Origin of the sequence: Serratia sp. Res13-Sevr-LER1-36-b (genome assembly GCF_015673035.1) — a bacterium.
Taxonomy (GTDB): domain Bacteria; phylum Pseudomonadota; class Gammaproteobacteria; order Enterobacterales; family Enterobacteriaceae; genus Chania; species Chania fonticola_C.
Genome location: NZ_JADACK010000018.1, coordinates 263,828 through 284,217 on the forward strand (window position 1 = coordinate 263,828; position 20,390 = coordinate 284,217).

The 20,390-nt window shown below is 53.2% G+C and carries 17 protein-coding genes; 7 read left to right on the forward strand and 10 right to left on the reverse strand.

The features are described 5' to 3' along the window. The first annotated feature begins 95 nt into the window (after positions 1–95). On the forward strand, positions 96–1,718 hold the full coding sequence (locus IMQ33_RS12970) for an alpha-glucoside-specific PTS transporter subunit IIBC (protein ID WP_196061511.1): 1,623 nt from the start codon (positions 96–98) through the stop codon (positions 1,716–1,718). After that, positions 1,715–3,037: a 6-phospho-alpha-glucosidase gene (locus IMQ33_RS12975; RefSeq protein WP_024528097.1), complete on the forward strand. Its 1,323-nt coding sequence runs from the start codon at positions 1,715–1,717 to the stop codon at positions 3,035–3,037. The genes IMQ33_RS12970 and IMQ33_RS12975 overlap by 4 nt, the downstream gene beginning before the upstream one ends. Before the next feature lie 105 nt (positions 3,038–3,142). Here the strand turns inward: IMQ33_RS12975 and IMQ33_RS12980 are convergent, their stop codons facing one another. Genes IMQ33_RS12980 through IMQ33_RS13005 form a run of 6 tightly spaced genes read right to left on the reverse strand, consistent with a single transcriptional unit; the run spans position 3,143 to position 10,084 of the window. Next, positions 3,143–3,820 carry an SDR family oxidoreductase gene (locus tag IMQ33_RS12980; RefSeq protein WP_196061512.1) on the reverse strand — a complete coding sequence of 226 codons (678 nt, stop codon included), beginning with the start codon at positions 3,818–3,820 and terminating at the stop codon, positions 3,143–3,145. A 44-nt stretch (positions 3,821–3,864) separates the two neighbouring features. Then, on the reverse strand, positions 3,865–5,346 hold the full coding sequence (locus tag IMQ33_RS12985; protein WP_196061513.1) for a TolC family protein: 1,482 nt from the start codon (positions 5,344–5,346) through the stop codon (positions 3,865–3,867). Further along, positions 5,343–7,214, reverse strand: a complete 1,872-nt coding sequence (locus IMQ33_RS12990; protein ID WP_230326637.1) for an FUSC family protein — start codon at positions 7,212–7,214, stop codon at positions 5,343–5,345. The genes IMQ33_RS12985 and IMQ33_RS12990 overlap by 4 nt, the downstream gene beginning before the upstream one ends. Then, the gene (gene mdtN / locus IMQ33_RS12995; RefSeq protein WP_065683256.1) at positions 7,204–8,253 is read right to left on the reverse strand and encodes a multidrug transporter subunit MdtN; all 1,050 of its coding nucleotides are present in this window, start codon (positions 8,251–8,253) and stop codon (positions 7,204–7,206) included. Before mdtN ends, IMQ33_RS12990 begins: the two co-directional genes overlap by 11 nt. A gap of 11 nt (positions 8,254–8,264) precedes the next feature. Further along, positions 8,265–8,585, reverse strand: a complete 321-nt coding sequence (locus IMQ33_RS13000) for a YtcA family lipoprotein (protein ID WP_098930500.1) — start codon at positions 8,583–8,585, stop codon at positions 8,265–8,267. A 32-nt stretch (positions 8,586–8,617) separates the two neighbouring features. Continuing rightward, the gene (locus tag IMQ33_RS13005; protein WP_161739741.1) at positions 8,618–10,084 is read right to left on the reverse strand and encodes an amidohydrolase family protein; all 1,467 of its coding nucleotides are present in this window, start codon (positions 10,082–10,084) and stop codon (positions 8,618–8,620) included. 490 nt (positions 10,085–10,574) lie between these two features. Between IMQ33_RS13005 and IMQ33_RS13010 the strand changes: the two genes are divergently transcribed. After that, positions 10,575–11,975 carry a glutamate decarboxylase gene (locus IMQ33_RS13010; RefSeq protein WP_065683254.1) on the forward strand — a complete coding sequence of 467 codons (1,401 nt, stop codon included), beginning with the start codon at positions 10,575–10,577 and terminating at the stop codon, positions 11,973–11,975. Positions 11,976–12,076: 101 nt separating this feature from the next. After that, positions 12,077–13,615, forward strand: a complete 1,539-nt coding sequence (gadC, locus tag IMQ33_RS13015) for a glutamate:gamma-aminobutyrate antiporter (RefSeq protein ID WP_173409005.1) — start codon at positions 12,077–12,079, stop codon at positions 13,613–13,615. 74 nt (positions 13,616–13,689) lie between these two features. On the opposite strand, the gene IMQ33_RS13020 is transcribed toward gadC, so the two are convergent. Further along, on the reverse strand, positions 13,690–14,628 hold the full coding sequence (locus IMQ33_RS13020) for a LysR family transcriptional regulator (RefSeq protein ID WP_098930494.1): 939 nt from the start codon (positions 14,626–14,628) through the stop codon (positions 13,690–13,692). A gap of 104 nt (positions 14,629–14,732) precedes the next feature. Between IMQ33_RS13020 and IMQ33_RS13025 the strand changes: the two genes are divergently transcribed. Both IMQ33_RS13025 and IMQ33_RS13030 read left to right on the forward strand, forming a co-directional pair. After that, positions 14,733–15,476, forward strand: coding sequence for a DsbA family protein (locus tag IMQ33_RS13025; protein ID WP_098930493.1), 744 nt, complete (start codon positions 14,733–14,735; stop codon positions 15,474–15,476). Positions 15,477–15,519: 43 nt separating this feature from the next. After that, positions 15,520–15,828 carry a monooxygenase gene (locus IMQ33_RS13030; protein WP_065683250.1) on the forward strand — a complete coding sequence of 103 codons (309 nt, stop codon included), beginning with the start codon at positions 15,520–15,522 and terminating at the stop codon, positions 15,826–15,828. A gap of 52 nt (positions 15,829–15,880) precedes the next feature. Here IMQ33_RS13030 and IMQ33_RS13035 read toward each other — a convergent pair whose 3' ends face one another. The 3 genes from IMQ33_RS13035 to IMQ33_RS13045 are packed head-to-tail and all read right to left on the reverse strand — an operon-like array spanning position 15,881 to position 19,424. Next, positions 15,881–17,287, reverse strand: a complete 1,407-nt coding sequence (locus IMQ33_RS13035; RefSeq protein WP_196061514.1) for a cytochrome c — start codon at positions 17,285–17,287, stop codon at positions 15,881–15,883. Positions 17,288–17,289: 2 nt separating this feature from the next. Then, positions 17,290–18,879: a GMC family oxidoreductase gene (locus IMQ33_RS13040; protein WP_196061515.1), complete on the reverse strand. Its 1,590-nt coding sequence runs from the start codon at positions 18,877–18,879 to the stop codon at positions 17,290–17,292. A gap of 26 nt (positions 18,880–18,905) precedes the next feature. Continuing rightward, positions 18,906–19,424, reverse strand: coding sequence for a sugar dehydrogenase complex small subunit (locus IMQ33_RS13045; RefSeq protein ID WP_196061516.1), 519 nt, complete (start codon positions 19,422–19,424; stop codon positions 18,906–18,908). 184 nt (positions 19,425–19,608) lie between these two features. On the opposite strand from IMQ33_RS13045, the gene IMQ33_RS13050 reads away from it, so the two are divergent. After that, a complete protein-coding gene (locus tag IMQ33_RS13050; protein ID WP_098930487.1) occupies positions 19,609–20,388 on the forward strand; it encodes a TIM barrel protein in 780 nt (259 codons plus the stop codon). Positions 20,389–20,390: the final 2 nt, after the last annotated feature.

The window sequence follows — 20,390 nt, forward strand, 5'->3', positions numbered from 1 at the left end:
AAAGATAACCCCTCACGTACTCCCTACTCTGCTTCTCAGACCCGCGTTAAAGAATAAGGTCACTTCCCCTACAGGTTGTTATATGAGGATTTAAAATGCTCAGTCAAATACAACGTTTTGGTGGCGCAATGTTTACCCCGGTCCTGCTATTCCCGTTTGCCGGGATTGTGGTCGGTATCGCCATTATGCTGCGCAACCCGATGTTTGTCGGCGAAGCGCTCACTGCACCCGATAACTTATTTGCGCAAATCGTCCACATTATTGAAGAAGGCGGCTGGACGGTATTTCGTAATATGCCACTGATTTTCGCCGTGGGTTTACCTATTGGCCTGGCAAAACAGGCTCAGGGCCGCGCCTGCCTGGCCGTACTAGTCAGTTTCATGACCTGGAACTACTTCATCAACGCAATGGGAATGACCTGGGGCCAGTACTTTGGCGTTGATTTTAACGTCGACCCGGTGGCGGGAACCGGGCTCACGATGATTGCCGGCATCAAAACGCTCGATACCAGTATTATCGGTGCGATTGTGATTTCCGGATTGGTCACCGCTATCCATAACCGCTATTTCGATAAACAACTTCCCGTTTTCCTCGGTATTTTCCAAGGCAGCTCATTCGTGGTCATTGTTGCCTTCTTCGTCATGATCCCTTGCGCGTGGCTAACCCTGTTCGGCTGGCCAAAAGTACAGATGGGGATTGAATCACTGCAGGAATTCCTGCGCAGCGCGGGATCGCTCGGCGTGTGGGTTTACACCTTCCTTGAGCGCATCCTGATCCCAACGGGGTTACATCACTTCATCTATGGTCCATTTGTCTTTGGCCCGGCAGTCGTGGAAGGCGGAATTCAGGTTTACTGGGCGCAGCATTTGCAGGAGTTCAGTCAAAGCACGCTGCCGCTGAAAACGCTGTTCCCAGAAGGTGGCTTTGCGCTGCACGGTAACTCGAAGGTGTTTGGCTGTCTGGGGATTGCGCTGGCTCTCTACGCCACCGCTTCACCTGAGAATCAAGTAAAGGTGGCAGGCCTGCTGATCCCCGCCACGTTAACGGCGATGCTGGTCGGCATTACCGAACCACTGGAATTTACCTTCCTGTTTATCTCGCCGGTACTGTTTGTCGTCCACGCATTTCTGGCCGCTACCATGGCGACGGTCATGTATATGTGCGGCGTGGTGGGCAACATGGGCGGCGGTCTGCTTGACCAATTCCTGCCGCAAAACTGGATCCCGATGTTCCACAACCACGCATCAATGATGTTTATTCAGATTGGCATTGGACTTGCCTTTACCGGTATCTACTTCCTGGTGTTCCGCACCTTGATTCTACGTTTCAATCTGAAAACGCCGGGCCGCGAAGAGGCTGAAATCAAGCTCTACAGCAAGGCGGACTATCAAGCATCCCGCCAGCAAACTACGGCAGCGGCCGCGAAAGAAGCCAAACAAGGCCAGGCTGCCGGTTTTCTCGAAGCACTTGGCGGAACCAACAACATCCTGAGCGTTAACAACTGTGCGACCCGCCTGCGCATTACCCTGGTGGATATGTCGCTGACGCAAAGCGACGACATTTTTAAAGCGCTGGGTGCCCACGGTGTGGTGCGACGCGGCAACGGTATACAGGTGATTGTGGGGCTGAACGTCCCGCAGGTCCGCGACCAGATCGAAAACCTGATGAAAGACGCTTCTTCAAGCGAACTTAAATCCATGACGGAGGCAGTATCATGAATAAATTCTCTGTAGTTGTAGCTGGCGGTGGCAGCACCTTCACTCCTGGTATCGTACTGATGTTACTGGCAAACCAGCACCGTTTCCCGCTGCGCGCCTTGAAATTCTATGATAACGATGGTGCGCGCCAGGAAACCATTGCCGAAGCGTGCAAAATTATCCTGAAAGAGCAGGCACCAGACATCGAATTTAGCTACACCACGGACCCCAAAGTGGCATTTACCGATGTGGATTTCGTGATGGCACACATCCGCGTAGGCAAATACCCGATGCGTGAAAAAGACGAAAAAATCCCTCTGCGCCACGGCGTGCTCGGCCAGGAAACCTGCGGGCCAGGGGGAATTGCTTACGGTATGCGCTCCATCGGCGGCGTGCTGGAAATTGCCGACTACATGGAGCAATACTCGCCAAACGCCTGGATGCTGAACTATTCCAACCCGGCGGCGATTGTGGCAGAAGCAACCCGTCGTCTGCGCCCAACGGCGAAAATCCTCAACATCTGCGATATGCCAATCGGCATTGAAAGCCGCATGGCGCAAATTGCTGGCCTGAAAGACCGCAAAGAGATGCGCGTGCGTTACTACGGGCTTAATCACTTCGGCTGGTGGACGTCTATTGAGGATCTTCAGGGCAACGACTTGATGCCTAAAATCCGCGAATACGTGGCTAAATTTGGCTACGTTCCGCCCTCAGATGAACATGGTACGGAGGCTAGCTGGAATGACACCTTTGCCAAAGCGAAAGATGTCTGGGCGTTGGATCCAGAAACCTTCCCAAATACCTACCTGAAATACTATCTGTTCCCGGACTACGTAGTAGAGCATTCCAACCCGGAGCGTACCCGCGCTAACGAAGTCATGGATCACCGCGAGAAGCACGTATTCGGCTCCTGCAATGCCATTATCCAGGCGGGTAAATCCTCGGCAGGTGAGTTGGAAATCGATGAGCATGCCTCCTACATCGTCGATCTGGCAACCGCCATCGCCTTCAACACCCAGGAGCGCATGCTGTTGATTGTGCCAAACAACGGCGCTATTAATAACTTCGATCCGGAAGCCATGGTCGAGATCCCCTGCCTGGTTGGCAAAAGTGGCCCGCAACCGCTGGTGGTTGGCAATATCCCGCAATTCCAGAAAGGGCTGATGAGCCAGCAGGTGGCGGTAGAAAAACTGGTAGTCGATGCCTGGGAACAGCGTTCTTATCAGAAACTGTGGCAAGCCATTACGCTGTCGAAAACCGTACCTAGCGCATCAGTTGCCAAAGCGATACTTGATGACTTGATTGAGGCGAACAAGGACTACTGGCCTGAGTTGAAGTAAGTAAGGATAACGTTATTCCCCTCCCTTAATCCCTGTACAGGCCGAGGAGGGGAAGATTGGAACAGGAGTTAAATGGGCGCAGCAGCGCCCCTACAAAACCGCGTTTTACCAACGTAGCACGTTGCCTGCATAGTCAATAAAGTGATGCCCTCCTTTGCCTCGCCAGGCCAGCACCTGGCTCACAATGCCAGAGCCGCTTTGTTCGACAGTCAGCGTGGCATTCGTTCCGCCCATATCCGTTTGTACCCAGCCTGGATGCACCGACAGCAAAGTCAACTCCCGCCGTGCGGCGGTATCACGCAACCCGCGCGTTAACATATTCAGAGCCGCCTTGCTGGCGGCGTACAGCGGATAGGTCGCCGCGTCGTTCTCATTTAAACTGCCCAACTCCGATGTCATCAACGCCATCACGCCGGTGTGCGGTTTCACCAGCGGTATTAACGCTGCCGCACAGCGAACCGGCGAAAAGGTATTGGTCATAAACAGTTGAACGATCTCATCGTCATTCGCCTGGGTAACGTCCTGATGGGCTGGCCCGTAAACACCGGCGTTGATAAAGATAAGATCGAATTGTTGCGGCGACAGCCGCTCTTTCAGGGCAATCCTTTCATCCTGATGATTGATATCTAACTTCAGCCATTGCGTATCCGCCGGGCTATCGGCAGGCACCGCGTCGCGACAGGTTGCAACTACCTGCCAGCCCTGCATGGATAGCTGCCTGACAATACCTAAACCTATGCCGCGTGACGCACCGATGATCAGTGCCGAGAATGGAGATGTCATGATTTTCTTCCTTATGTCGATAGCTGTCGGTTTATCCCCCTGAATTACTCTGGGTCCACGTGGGTCATTTTGCCCATCACAAAGGCTAAATTAGCCGCCGCGATCAGTGCCGCAGCGTGGGCATCGGTACTCATCTGTTGCGCATAGAGCAGACCATTGGCAGCCTCGTTGGCCACGGTGATGGTCCCCACGCCGTTGCGATAAGACTCCAGCGCGGCGTCGTAGGTAATAAACGCGGTTTTTACCAGGTTCAAGGCTGCCTGGTTGGCTTCTAGCGCGGATTGCAACGTATCGGCAGCCACGATAATCTCTCGAACAGCAGCCTCCTGCGTCTTTTGGAAAGTCTCGTTTGCCACGGCAGCACGTGATTCGGCCTCTTTCACACGGGCAGCTCGTATTCCACCATCGTAAAGCGGTACGGTAACGCCCAAGAGAATGCTAGAGGAGGAGGTTTGCTGACCAATCGGCGGCAATCCCTGCATATCGAAGCGCCCATCGCCACCCGCGACCGCGCTGGCAAGATAGACCTTAGGCAGAAAGTCCGCCTCTGCCGCTTTGATACCTGCAGTTGCAGCCTGCGCAGCAGCATAAGTTGCCAATACGTCTGGCCGCTGGGAGAGCGCCAGTTTAATCATCTGCTGGGTTGGCGCACTGGCCGTCTGCGGTAAAGGTTTATCCTCGGCATAGCCTATTTTGATTTGCGATGAGGCTGATATGCCCATAGCTGCCAGTAAGGCCTGCCATGCGTCACGTTCCGTTCCCTGCGCCACAACGCGATTCAGTTCCGACTGCGCGACCTGCTGGCGTGCCTGCGCGACTTCCACCGTTGTCGCGACGCCATTTTTGTTACGCGCCAAGGCGGCATCGAGGATTTTCTGGCTATTGCGCAGCGTCTCCTGAGCTATTTTGCGGCGTGACTGGGCTGCACCGTATTGGTAATAGCTGCGCGTAACATCGTAAATAATCTTTTGATGCATGCCGTTAAAGGCGACGTTGGCGGCATAGGAAGTGTGCTTGGCCGCCTGTTGCAAAGCGCTACGCTGACCAAAATCGAAGATTAACCACTGCAATGCCAGTGCCGGTACAACCGCGCTGCCGGTGGTATCCAGATCGTGTTGGCCGTCAATGTCATAAGGCAACGGCGTGCGCGTTCTTTGATAGCCGCCGATAACGCTGGCTGAAATCATCGGCAAAAATGTCGCTTCAGCCATACCTACGCCCAGCGCAGCCTGCCGCGCCTGCTGCCAGGCGATGCGGGTATCCGGGTTTTGCATCTGGGCGATGTCGATAAGCTCGGGTAACTGGTAAACCTGTTCCTGGTTGATCGCTGGCGGTGCAGGGAGTTCCGCTACCGCCGGGTTGGCCGGAACAGCAAATTCATGACTGCTGATGCCGTCAGGCGCCCAGGGAGAGGAAGGGCTAGCCGGGGCCAACGCCAATTGGTCCGTGGCACAGCCTGCTAACAGACACAGCCCCACTGCCGTGCTGAAAGTTCGTATTTTGAAAGTCTGAGTGCGCGGCTTCATCCGAGAAGTTCCTCAAGTCGCCTGATGCTTTGTTGGATCTCAAGTTCAACGGCGGGTGGCAAACCGTTATTGCTGCCTGTTGGTACTGAGGGATCAATCACTCCACCGTTCGAGGAAAGTCGGCTGAGCCGTTCCACATCGGAGGAGGACTTATCAAAGGGCAAAAACAGCACCGGACAGAGGTTTTCCATTTCGCCAAGGATAGCTTGCAGACGCCGGCATTCTTCGGGAGAGGGGCGTAGCGATCTTGGCTCAAAAGGAACCAGCCTTAGCGCCTCCCGTGCCGTAGTCAGTTCTTCTTCAACCTCTGCCGCCTGTCTTATCGCTGCCGGGCGTTCTGTTGGTGCCAATGCGGCCAGATTGCTTAACCCCGTGACCAGGCTGCGGATGCGAGTGCGGACAAAATCAGCAATGGCGACGGGCCACACGTAAGTGAATATCAAATACACCACCAGATTCCCCAGCAGGATCCCCAGCACCCTGTCGAGCGCGACGCCCAAATCCGTGCTCGGCCCAAAGCCATGTAATACGGTCAGTAAAAATGCCAGTCCGATTTGTATTCCCGCATAGGCAATCCGCTCATTGCCGCTCGATACCCAGGCACTGAGCAGCAACGCGCCGAACACCAGCGCCATTAACTGGCCGATATCACTCAGCGACGGAACAATAAAAATCAGCGAAAGCACGCCCATCAATGCGCCTATCAGGCAGCCAACGATGCGCAGCGTCAGCTTGTGTACCGTCTCCCCCGCCGTGCCGAGCGCGGCGACATAACAGGTGATCATGGCGGTATGAATATCTTGCCAGTCCAGTGCGGTATAGACGAGATAACAGATCACGCTGGCCGCCGTGGTTTTTAAGGCAAATTGCTGATGGACGGGATTGGTAAAGGCGTCTGCGGCTAAAAATGAGGCTTTTGGCGCACTGGTGTCTACCGCGTTATCTGGCGTTGCAAGTTGCACCAGCGCGTGGGTGACTTCGTCATTTTTCCCACTCTGATTAAACGCAGGGGGTTCAACCACCTGGCCTGTGGTAATGGCCTCGGCGGCAGAACTGCACCAGTCTGCCAGTTCAGGGCGAGTTAACGCCGGTACGGTTTTATTGAGGGCTGAAATTGCCAACAGTAACCGATAGCTGCTGTTGACAGCGGCGGTTAGCCAGGCGGCCTCTGCGGCAGGCCGCAGATGGAAAATGCGCACGAGCATAGCCCGCTGTTGATGTTCGCTCTGCCCTTCCCGCAGCAGCTCCTCCACTTTACGCAGGCTGGGGGCATCCGGGTGGCGTAATGCCGCACCGGCAACCTCTAAGCGTTCTGCCAGACTTGCGCGTAACAGTTTCCAGGGTGGCCGCCCGATGAAAAGATTAAATGCCACTAATAGCAGCATCGGTGATGCGGCCATCAGCCAGGCATATAGCACCGCGCGTACCGCCAACTCTCCATTCGGCGCATCGCCAAGCAGCGACATGATAAAAGCGATCACCAGCGCAATAATGCTGCCCACCGGCCCGAGCTTGCTCGCCGAGCCTAGCCAGAGAAAGGCAAACGAGCTAAGGGCCAGCACCGCCATGCGTAAAGGCGCAGATTCCAGGGTATAAGGCAGGATCAGCAAGATCAGCCCCACCACTATGGAAACGAGCAGGGTCACCGCAATGGCCATCGCCATACTTTCGGCGGCGTCTGGTTTCATCACGAACAAAATCAGATAGCAGCTAATCGCTGATTCGGGGATACCGTACAGCATGGCAACCAGCGTCATCAGCGCACAAAGCGCACCGACCCGCCAGGCCATCGCCAATCGGCCAGGGAAATAGGCCAAATCGCGCTTCACCTGGCGCAGCATTCTGCCCCAGGGGCTGTCAGCAACCATGGTCGTCTCGTACGATTGCCACCGCGCTGGCACCAATTCGCATCAACTCAGCCGGCGGATCTTTAAGGTTGATCCGCACCGGGAAACGCTGTTCGACCCGCACCCAGTTCAGCGATTTCGGGACATAAGGCAGATTTCGTGGAATGTTAAACTGCTCCTCGGAGCTGATCCCCCAGCCAATGCCCTCCACTCTGCCCTGAATCGCACGCTGGCGATCGGCCATAACATAGACCGTGGCGCAGTCCCCCGGTTTGACGTGCGCCAGCTCTGTTTCGCGAAAGTATGCAGAGGCGTGCCAGTGGTCGCTATTAATCAGCGTAAATACTGCCTGGTCCGGCATCACAAATTCCCCCGACGAAACATTAAGCCCCACCACCAGGCCATTGTGCGGTGCTCGTATCTGGGTATTCTCCAGCTCTTGTTCGGCAATGGCCAATGCGGCGCGGCGAGCACTGAGCAAGGCCTCAGACTCCGCAGCGCTGCTGATTAATGCCTGCGAAGCGACGGTTTGCTTCAGCGCCTGTTTCAGGCTGATTTCCGCATCGTGTTTGGCGGTCTGGGCATCATCAACCTGCTGGGCGGTGACATAGCCCTTGCCCAGCAGCGGCTGAATGCGTGCCAGCGTTTGAGTTGCCAGCTTAAGGTTGGCCCGCGCCCGGTTAACCTGCTCATCGGTGATCGCCGCGTTAGATTGTTCTGCGATCATCGTGCGGTGCTGCGTATCCCAGGCAGCTTGCGCCATCTGCAGTTCCGCCCGCGCCTGCTCGACCCGCAAACGGTAAATCGTCGGATCGAGAGTGAACATCACCTCACCCCGTTGGACCTTGCCGTTTTCTGTTACGTTAATTGACTGGATACGCCCAGGAACGGAGCTGCTGACGTTCACCACGCTGGCACCGATGACCGTATCTTGCGACGTGGGATTTAACGAGTTTTGACGCAGCGTCAGCCACCCTGAAATAGCGGCAGCAATAACGATAACCACCCCGATGACGATCGCTATCCGACGTTTATTGCCCTGTTGTTTTAACCTGTTCATTTTTAGCGCACTTAGAATAAAAGCAATGACATAAATGCTACGGCGAGCGCCAGGCAGGTATAGACGAAGAGTCGCCACGGCAGGACTTCGTCAATTCCCGCAAAAATCAGCAGAACGCGAGCCCCTATCGCTACCGCGAGGCCAATCGCTGCACAGGCTAGCCAGGCAGGGAAATAAGAGCCGAGCAAGGAAAATGCTGGCGCACCAAAGTCACGACACCCGATGAGGCTAAAGGTGCTGACCAGCAATAAGGCCAACGCTCCATAGCGCGTATGGCCTGAACGAAAAAACAAAGGCCACCGGCGCTGACGAAAAGAGTGTGCGCTTGCCATTTTATCTCCCAAAACCGCATTGCGGCGCTGTACTAAACCGCGCTGTTTTCCAGCGTATTTTTATAAATTTGCCCGTTCTTCATGATCATCTGGAACGCGTCCTCAGGCTGGGCCAGCAGTTGAATATCCGTTAGCGGATCGCCGTCGACGATGATCATATCGGCCAGAGCGCCTGCTTCTATCACCCCAAGCTTCTCGGGATAAGGGTTACGTGGGCCGGAGAGCGCGCAAAGTTCAGCATTAACGCTGGTAGCCATTTTAAGAATTTCGAGAGGCGTATACCAGCGTATCAGCTTGGCAAGTTGCGCTCCTTGACGTGTGGCAAGCCGGGCGTCGAAGAGTGTGTCGGTACCCCAGGCAGTTTTAATGTGGTGCTTTTTCGCCAGTTGGTAGGCGTTATCGGTTCCAGCGGACATCACCAGTTGCTTGGCGCGTGAGGCCGGATTCGCCATAGGTACGGCATCTTCATCGTCCAGGAAAGGTTGCAGGCACCACCACAAATTCTGTTGCGCCATGAGCTCCACGGTCTGTTCATCCACCAACTGGCCGTGTTCGATACATTTCACGCCGCCTTTGATTGCCATGGTGACAGCGCGGGCCGTGTAGGCGTGAACGGTCACGTAGGTGCCCCAATTTTCAGCAGCGGTCACCGCCGCCTGGATTTCGGGCACGGAGCCTTCCGTCACGTCGATGCCGTCATAGAGCGAGGCTACTCCGCCACCGGCCATAAATTTGATCTGGGATGCTCCCCTCATCAGCTGTTCCCTGGCGCGTAACAACACCTGATCGGCACCATCGGCAATGGCGGTTATCCCCACCCTCTCGATATAGCTCAGAGAGTCCGCGGGGGCGCGAGGGACTTCGCTGAGCATGCGAAAATCACCGTGGCCGCCGGTCTGGGAAATGAACGCCCCGGACGGGTAAATGCGCGGGCCAACCGTAATCTGCTCATCAATTGCGCGCTTCAAGCCAAACACAGGCCCGCCCATATCGCGGACCGTAGTGAACCCACGCAGCAGCGTTGCTTGCGCTTCGGCAATCGCCAGCGCCTGGATATAGTTAAAATCGGCCGTCATCGCTGTCATCATGGAAGGGCGAGCCATGATGGCATGCCAGTGAGCATCAATCAGGCCAGGCATCAGCACGCCACCGTTACCGTCTATCACTTTTGCTTGCGCAGGCGGAGGCGTATCAGCAGGTTCAATCGATTTGATTTTGTTGCCTTCAACGATAACCTGCATCCCCTCGCGCAGTTGGTCAGAAACCCCATCAAAAATCCGTACGTTGATAAACGCTTTCAACTGCGTAGCGCTGGCGGCTGCATTGGAATGTGTGGATTGCCCTGCGGGTATTGCTGCTGCGACCGTGGCCGTCGTTATCGGCGGCGCTTTCGCCGCCTGGCGGGTTAGCACCGTATTAATACGTAAAAATGCCGGGCTGTGGCATAGGCATGCCTCAGAATGTTCGTAGGCAGGCAGAAACATGGTTTTTTGCTGCATAACTCATCACTCCTTATCAAATCAAACCGACTTCGCGGGTAACTGCAGGTTTTGTTTAGAGTAATTGTAGAACGTAATCCTCACAATGCTTTATTTTTCAATAATTTTATATCCTCATTAATAAACCATTAGGTTGCAGTGGATAATATAGGAATCACCTTATCAATATAGAGAAAAGTCTCATTAAAAGATTTAATGTTATTATAACCATGCTGTAACAATGATTAAATTACTGTCATAAAAATCCGAGTGCAGCTAGATCTATGAATCACCACACCCTTGCTTAAAAAACACTGGCAAAACGCTCAACAAGAAAAGCCTCCTTCTCACTGATTTTACTGGAAAATTACTATATTTAAGATGATTTCCTATCTTTTCCAGAAAATGTTCTAGAATTAACGCCAAGACTTGATGGCGTTAGTAGAGCACAGGGGACGGTTTTACATGGTCCTGCCGAGTATATTGACATATAAAAATCAAGAGGGTTTTTATGAGTAACAGCAACCAGAAAAATAACAGCAATGTTAATGATGATGTTTATTCTTCGATCGATTTAGCCATTTCACTACCGAAATCTGGGTTTCCAGACGCAGAGCGAAATCCTCGCCACGTATTTAGTGCCATCCGCGATGAATTAATGTTAGACGGTAACTCACGGCAAAACCTGGCGACATTCTGTCAGACCTGGGTTGATGAAGAAATTCGCGACCTGATGGATCTGTCCATCGACAAAAATATGATTGATAAAGACGAATATCCACAAACGGCCGAAATTGAAGCCCGCTGCGTGCGCATGCTGGCCGACCTATGGAAATCGCCGTCGCCGGACACTACGCTGGGCTGCTCCACCATTGGCTCGTCAGAAGCCGCTATGCTGGGTGGGTTGGCGTTGAAATGGCAATGGCGCAAAAAACGTGCCGCGCAGGGCCTGACAACCGATAAGCCCAATATGATCTGCGGGCCGGTGCAAATTTGCTGGCACAAATTCGCGCGCTATTTCGATGTAGAATTGCGAGAAATCCCTCTGGAAGGCGATCGTCTGATCATGAGCCCGGAAGAGGTACTGAAACGAGTCGATGAAAATACCATAGGTGTAGTACCCACCCTCGGAGTGACCTTTACCTGCCAGTATGAGCCGGTAAAAGCGGTCAGTGACGCACTCGATAAACTGCAACAAGACACCGGGCTGGATATTCCTATTCATGTCGACGGTGCCAGCGGCGGCTTTCTCGCCCCATTCTGTGCCCCTGATCTGGAATGGGATTTCCGCCTGCCCCGCGTAAAATCCATCAATACCTCAGGCCACAAGTTTGGGCTGGCCCCTCTGGGGGCGGGCTGGGTGGTATGGCGTGAAGCGGCAGACTTGCCAGAAGAACTTATTTTCAACGTCAACTATCTTGGCGGCAATATGCCTACCTTTGCGCTCAACTTCTCACGCCCTGGTGGGCAGATCATCGCCCAGTACTACAACTTCTTACGCCTTGGTCGCGAAGGCTACGCCAAAGTCCATAACGCTTGCTATGCCACGGCCCAGTATCTTGCCGACGAGATCGGTAAGCTCGGTCCGTTTGAAATTCTGTTTGATGGCGACAGTGGTAAAGGCATCCCGGCGCTGGCCTGGAAACTGAAAGAAGGCGCCAATATCGGTGGCTACACGCTGTATGACCTCGCCGATAAATTACGCTCACGCGGCTGGCAGGTACCTGCGTACTCCATGCCAGCTAATCGGGAAGATCTGGTGATCCAGCGTATTCTAGTCCGCCACGGCGTGAGTTTTGACCTGGGTAGTCTGTTGCTTGACGATCTGAAGCGAGCACTTGAGCATTTCGAAAGTCATCCGGTCGTTAACCCACTTTCGGAAGATGAAGCGGCCGGTTTTAACCACGGCTGATCCGCAGTTGGCCTGTTAATGGAGTGGCATGCTCACCGCCACTCCTGTTAACCATAAGAAATCAACTGGCAAGCATCTTCGCTTGTCCCAGGAGAATTGCCATGGCTACCAATCAAATCATCGCTGCGCCAAAACAACTCACGCTGTTGGGCTTTTTTGCCATAACGGCATCAATGGTGATGGCGGTTTACGAATACCCAACGTTTGCAACCTCTGGTTTTTCACTGACCTTCTTCCTGATCCTTGGCGGCTTGCTGTGGTTCATTCCAGTAGGATTGTGTGCCGCTGAAATGGCAACGGTTGAGGGCTGGCAGGAGGGCGGCGTGTTTACCTGGGTTTCTAAAACCCTGGGTGAGAAATGGGGTTTTGCCGCTATTTCGTTTGGCTATTTGCAAATCGCGATAGGCTTTATTCCGATGCTCTACTTCGTGCTAGGTGCGCTGTCCTATATTCTCAACTGGCCCGAACTCAATAACGATCCGATAGTTAAGACCGTCGCCGCACTGATTATTTTATGGGGTCTGGCCTTGACTCAGTTTGGTGGCACCAAGAATACCGCTCGCATCGCCAAGATTGGCTTTTTTGCCGGTATCCTGCTGCCCGCCGCAATTCTGGTGATCCTGGCCGTCACTTATCTGCGCTCTGGTGCTCCTATTGCGATTGAAATGAATGCCGAAACCTTCTTCCCGAACGTCACCAGCATGAGCACGTTAGTGGTGTTTGTGGCCTTCATCCTAAGCTATATGGGGGTGGAAGCATCCGCTACCCACGTCAATGAGATGAAAAACCCGGGCCGCGATTATCCGCTCGCCATGCTGCTGTTGATGTTTGCGGCGATTTGCCTCAGTTCAGTCGGCGGGCTCTCCATTGCTGCCGTAATACCCCATGAGCAAATCAACCTCTCTGCGGGCGTGATGCAAACCTTCACGGTGCTGATCAATCATTTGGGGACGGGTTTCGAATGGGCTATCCGCGGTATCGCTGCGCTGTTGCTCCTGGGCGTGCTAGCTGAGATCGCGGCATGGATAGTCGGGCCTTCCCGTGGGATGTTAGTGACGGCACAACAAGGGATCCTGCCTGCCCGTTTTGCCAAAATGAACAAAAACGGCGTACCGGTGGTGCTGGTCATTTCCCAGTTACTCATCACCTCGGTGGCACTGATTGTGCTGACCAATACCGGGGGTGGCAATAACATGTCGTTCCTGATTGCGCTGGCGCTGACGGTAGTGATTTATCTTTGCAGCTATTTCCTGCTATTCCTGGCTTATATCCAGTTGATCCGCAAACAGCCGAACAACAAACGCACCTTTAATATACCGGGAGGCAATGGGGTTAAAATTGCGGTTGCTGTCGTCGGGCTGCTGACCTCTCTGGTAGCCTTTGTCGTCTCCTTCTTCCCTCCTTCGGGGCTACCGGGTGGGGAAGCTAACGACGTCTATGCCGGTTTACTGGTCGTTTGCTTCCTGGTGGTGCTGGTAATCCCCTTCATTATTTACGCACTGCATAATAAAGCGGCTGGAGCGAAAAATATCACGCTGGTGCCAATCAACACGGATAGCGCTCAGGAAGGGCATTTCTTCATCCATCCGAAGGCACGTAGCCCGCACCACATCATTGTTGATGGTAAAAAGCTTCACTGATCGTCGATTATCAGGTGGATGTGCGGCAACGCCATCCACCCCTTTACCCCCCGGTTAAACAGCCTTCAAACGACTCAACTGCGTAATTTTGCCAGCGCTAAAGGCGTCATCGCCAACAGCGGATGGGTTTTCATCAGCTCAAATGACCAATCCACAAAGCTTCTCACCCGAACCGACAAATGCTTGCCGGTGGGGTAGATAATATGAATTGGCCGTGGGGCAAAGTGCCACTCGGGCAACACCGGCTGCAAGAGCCCACTCTTCACATAGCTTTCCACCGCGAAGGGTGCTCCGGAGCAGATGCCCGCCCCGCTAAGGCAGGCACTCATAGCCACATCGGGATCTTCGATCAGTAAACTGCTGTTGCCTACTACCGCAATGCTCCGGCTTGCCGATTGCAGATGCCAGCTAAGTTGCTTACCTCGCTGAATGCCAAAACTCCCAACCCATCGATGATGCTGAAGATCTTCAGGCTGCCTGATAGCTCGCGCTGAGCGGAGGTAATCAACTGAGGCATACAAGCCCATCTGCACGTCGCAAACGTGCCTGGCCACCAGCGTTGAATCCTCCAGTATGCCGCCACGGATAGCGCAGTCGATACCCTCCTCAAACAAGTTGCTGATGCGATCGCTGCTGGCAAGCCGCACCACGATCTCTGGAAAACGCGCCTGAAAATCATGCAACTGAGGTGCGAGGATCCAACGCGCAATAGAGGCCAAAGCCTCTATACGGATCTTGCCGCTAGGCGTTATCACCCCGCCACTGAGCCCCCCTTCCAACTCATCAATTTCCGCGAGAATATGCTGGCAACGCTCGAAATAGGCGCTGCCATCCTCCGTCAGGCTCAACGCCCGGGTCGTTCGATGCAATAGGCGCACGCTCAGGACGCGCTCAAGATCGCTAATACGCTGGGAGATCCGCGCTTTGGGAAGCCCCATGGCAATAGCCGCGCGGGTGAAACTCCCGGTTTCAACCACTTTGACAAAAGTGGCCATGGCTGCAAGTTTGTCCATTTGTTCACAAATATTGAACAGAGTTAGCTTTTATAGTCTATTTATTAATTTTTGCTGTCAAATATCATGATGACTGTGATCTCAACCAAGCTTGGAGTTTCATCATGATGCAATGCGATCCCACCACCGGCAGTTGTCTTCTGCCTGACGAGCCCTCTGATGCACAACGGCAACCCACTACGCCCAGCGATGTAGTCATTCGCTACGTCGGCGATCCGATGTGCTCCTGGTGCTGGGGCATTTCACCCGTGGTAAAGAAACTGGCGGAGTATTGCGAGCAACATGGCCTGAGTTTTGTGATGACCATGGGTGGCTTGCGCGCTGGTGGCGGCGATGCTTGGAACTCGGCATTCAAAGACTTCTTAAGGGGGGAGTGGAGTTACATCCAGAAAAAAACCGGCCAACCCTTCGGTTTCAGCCTGCTGGAAGCTGAGCAATTCAACTACGATACCGAGCCGGCCTGCCGGGCGGTCGCAACGGCTACTTTGCTGTTGGTTGAGCGGGGTTTACGTTCCTCGGCAGCGTTGCCGTTTCTCTCTGCCACTCAGCATAAGTTCTATGTCGATGGGCGAGATCCTAAAACCGAGGCGTTTTATCGTGATATCTGCGACCAGGTGGGCCTGCCATTTGAAGAATTCAGCCAAACCTTTACGTCACAACGGGCCAGAGAGGCGGTTAGCCAGGACTTTGCGCTGTGCCGCCAATGGGGCGTTCGCTCCTTCCCCACCCTATTGCTAGAACGCCATGGTGAGATTTCCCTGCTCTCTACGGGTTACGTGGACACCGAGACCTTGCTTAACCGTCTCAACGCACAATTACCGCAGGTTGCAGAACGCGCCACGGAATAACCCTGTTTCATATACAACCACTCGCCACGAAAAGGAGCACAATATGAGTGTCATTTTACAGATTGATTTTAGTTTCCCTGCCGACCAGCTTGGTGCAACCCTGTCCAAAAATGCGCAATCGCTGGCCGAAAGCATCAATCTCGAGCCGGGTTTTATCTCCAAGATATGGACTGAGAATGAGCTTACCGGCGAGGCAGGCGGGATATACTTTTTCGAAAACCGAGCGTTTGCCGAAACATATGCCGAACACCACGTCAAAAGGGCTGAGGCGATGGGTGCTAAAAATATCCATCTGAAAATATTCGACATCAACCTTCCCCTGACCAAAATCAACCATGGGCGTTGTGATTAATTTTGTGCCTATCTGTTCCCCCTTCCTTTTGGAAGGGGGGATACTGATTGAGTCAGCGAATTTGCTGTCTGCCTGAACGCCTTGCTTTTCGCCAATACCAAAAGCCGCCCAACAAACATACCATCACCAATGTCCCTATGGTCATTAGCCAGTTTATGTATCGCATTATAAACGGAGGCTCCCCACCATCACGAAGGGTCTGTACATCCTGCGCAGTCACTTTGTCGTCAATACCGGCAAAACGACTGCGAACATAGTTACTGACTGAGGCAATTTGCGCGTTGTTTAACTGGTCAGAAAATGCGGGCATGCTGATATCAGAGTTACTGGTTTTACGTTGGATACCTTCCACGATGACCATCACCAAATTCTGCGGACCCAATGCGGAAACCGCACGGTTGCGAGTTAATGCAGGATAAAAGTTATCGTCGGTTCCCTGACCGTCATGCCCATGGCAACTCGCGCAAGCATTTTCATAAAGTTTAGCGCCGTCCGTTGTTGAGCGGTCTGTCAGGGTTCCCTGCCCGGTGAGAACGCTATTGATATCAACCCCAAGCCGTGGCGATTGAAGCCCAATGTCGGCAACCGCCGTAGGAATGGCTGGCACCTGCTTAACCCATGAAGCGATCGCATTCAAATCATCATCCGTCATCAAGCTGAAGCTGTTTTGAACGGCTTCCGCCATCGCACCTGCCGCCTGTGCCTTACCAACCAGATGCCCGGTTTTCAGGTAGGTGACCAAATCCCGCTGGCTCCAATCGCCAATGCCACTCTTATCTGGGGTAATATTAGGGGCGTACCAGCCACCCAGCGGGCTACCGGAAAGGTTAAGGCTGCTCTGCTCTGCCATCATAATATTGCGTGGGGTATGGCAGGCGCTGCAATGCGCCAACACTTCAACCAAATACTTACCGCGCTCCAATGAACCAGGAACCGCCTCTGCCTTATCAGCGGAAGCGCCGCTGAGATACAACAGATTCCAGCCCCACATAATCTGCCGGATATTAAACGGGAAACTCAGATCGGTACGTGCCGAAGGGGGAATATCTGCGGGTTCAACCCCCTGCATAAAGTAGGCATAAAGTGCCTGTACATCCGCCGTCGTCATATCACGGTATGACGTGTATGGCATAGCTGGGTAGAGATTCTTGCCATCAGCGGCGATCCCCTCACGCACAGCCTTGGCAAACTGCTGTTCGCTATAATTACCGATGCCATACTGTTTCGAGGGGGTAATATTACTGGCAATGATACGCCCCATCGGTGACTCAATCGCATATCCCCCTGCAAAGGGAACACCATTATTGAGAGCCTGGCGATGGCAGGCACCGCAATCAGCAGCGATCGCAATATATCTCCCACGCTCAACCAACGCCTTATCGGCGGCAAATACAGCCAAAGAGTGGCTAAACCCAATAAACAACACGGTTACAGCGAGAAACCTGAAAAGTATTTTCATATTCAAATCTCACGCTCAATGATTTCAGCTGCGCGAATACTCAGAGCGACGCCCGTCAGCGTGGGATTGACGACTCCCGAAGCGGGGATCACCCCAGTCGTCGCGAGAAACAGGTTGCTATGATCCCAGCACCGGCACTCGTGGTTTACCACTGAATCTTTTGGGTTATCGCCCATGATGACGGTCCCCATTAAATGGTCACGGTTTTGCCAGCCAGTATTGTCATTAATGACGGTGCCCCCCATCAAAGCGACGAATCTTTTGTAATCTGCCTCCACCACGGGTTTTGCCGCTTTGACATAGTCATCGACTTCGTAATTCACCGTCAGCATCGGAATGCCCAATGCATCTTTGCGTGTGGTACTTGGACGTACGGTATTGCTTGCCTGGGGGAGGGTTTCAAACACCGTTGAGATATCGACCCAGCGTGCCGCCTGATGGCGGATCTGCTTGTCCAGTTCGCTACCTATGACACCTTTAGCTATGAGACGTTGCGCTACGGCCATATTGGGGACATTGTTAGCAATGGCGTGCTTGATTGCCGCTCTTGTTTTACGAAAATCGCCGTCGCGAGAGTTGAATATTCCCCCTTGCTGTACGGCGCCTCGCCCCGGCCAAAGAGGTTCATCGGCCAGAAACTGCAGGCCCATGCCAGTGTGATCCATTAAATTACGCCCCACCTGATCGGAACTGTTGGCGATATCCGACATTAACAACAGTTTTGCCGTTTCCAGCCCGTGTGCGGCAACGATAAAGTATTTTGCGGTTAACCGCGTATCGACACCTTTAGAACTGCGAACATGAGCTGCGACAATTTTATCATCAACGCCTTTTTCCAGTTTCCACACGGTTGAATCCGTGAATAAACGTGCACCGGCATCTTGCGCATGCTGGGCATGTTGATCACCGCTGTACATCGCACCAATCGGGCATACCGGCATACAGTTATTATTACCGCTGCAGGCGGGGCGACCATCATACGGACGAGTAGCACGCCCATTGGGTTCATGGATAAAATGATAACCTGCCGGAGCCATTCGGCTTTTCAGCCGCTGGAAGAGATAGGTTTCACCTTCAGGTAACATCGGATACGGCTGTGAACGCGGAGGAAAAGCGCTGCCGCCCTGCCCACTCTGATCGTCGGTATCACTGCCGCAAACCCCCAAAGCCACTTCGGCCTGGTGGTAGAAAGGCTCCAACTCGTGGTATTCCAGTGGCCAATCGCGCCCCACGCCATACAATGTTTTTAGCTTCATATCACTAGGCAAATAGCGCCAGCAAGCGGCCGCCCAATGCCAGGTTGTCCCCCCCACAAGTTTCAGCATGCCGGGGCGGAAATCAAAGGAACCGTTATTCTCTATGTATTGTTCGTCATAGGAGTGATGGGCCCAAGGCTCGTTGGGATAGGGGGAGTTATAGTTGGATTTTTTCGATGAGTTTCTGAAATTTTCGACGATCTTCCAGCGCGGTATTTTCTCTCCAGCTTCAAGAATAATAACCGCCTTGCCACTGCGGGCCAGCAAGGTTGCGGCATTACTGCCCAATGCGCCAGAGCCAATGACAATCACATCGGCATCATAGTGTTTACTCATGATATTGCTCTCATTTTCAACGGGAACTAGTCGCTGTTGAGGGTTATAGGTGGCTGCACCCAATAGTTTGTCTTGCCACGGGAATAAGTGGGGATCACGGTGGCGTCCAAAGTTGGAGCATAGGCAAAGGCATCGGTATAGCTGACAAAACGCGTGTTATCTGACGCCCGTAGCGATACAGGTGTTCCTGTATAACCAAGATACCAGGCAGAAATGATTTTCTTGGCGGTGTCGCCAGTGGGGCCAGCCATAATCAAATGATTATTCAGTTCATCGGCCGAGAGAATATTTTCAACTCTCAGCGCATTGGCCAGCAACTGCATTTTCTCCTGAAAGGAAGGATCCTCTTCCTGCAAACAATTCAAGGCACGCAGTGCTATTAATGGGCTCATTTCTTTCCCGTTGGTTAATAGCACTGAAAGCTTAATAAAAATGGCAGCGTCGCTGCTTTCACTAGGTATTCTTCCCCAGGATAAGGAAGGTTTGAATACGGCAAAGCCCGTCAGGGCAGCACCTACGGTTAGAAAACGCCTTCTCGAATACATAAATTACGGCCTAATTAAATAAGTACAGCGAATGTCCTCCAATAACCCTACAATGTAAACAGATTAATTTTCCCCTAAATTTATGACCACGTTGAAATTATCTTTTTTTGACATTAAAAAACAACTTAGGCATGTATATTGATGACCAATTGTAAATACCCCCCCATCAATTAGGAGACCGCTAGTGGCAAGCTATCAACTCTCGGTTTGTGCAGAAATGGTGTTTTTGGATTTACCCTTTATCGAACGTGTGAAGCGCATTCATGCACTGGGCTTTGGTGTTGAAATCTGGAGCTGGGCCAATAAGGATATCGATGCACTGGTGGCGACAGGAGCTCGTTTCACTTCCATGACCGGTTATCTCAGCGGCAATCTAACCGATGAACAAGAGATCGCGCAGTTGCTGCAAAGTGCAGAAACCTCCCTGATGATAGCCGAACGGTTGAACTGCCCCTGCCTGAACCTGCACGGTACCGGCCTGGATCCTCAGGGTTTACCGGTGAAACCGGTTGAGAGGGTGACGGGTAACATGTGGCTGAAGGCTGCCGATACGCTTCGTTGTTTAGCACAACTCGGTGAACGGGCTGGGCGTATCTTCACCCTGGAGAACTTGAACCTGACGGTTGATCATCCCGGCACGCCTTTTGCCCGCGCAGCTGACACACTGGCATTGGTGGAGACGGTCAATAGCCCAGCGCTTAAGATGAACCTCGACCTCTATCACGCACAAATCGGTGAGGGCAACCTGATTGAACTGATCCGCCGCTGCGGCACACAGATAGGCGAGATCCAGGTAGCGGATGTGCCTGGTCGTATGCAGCCTGGGACCGGGGAAATCAACTATCGCGCCATTGCCAGAACGCTGCAGGAGATTAATTACCAAGGAGTGGTAGCACTCGAAGGCTGGGCCTCCGGGGACAGTAGTGAAGCACTGGCACAGTTTCGCGAGAGCTTCACGCTGTGATG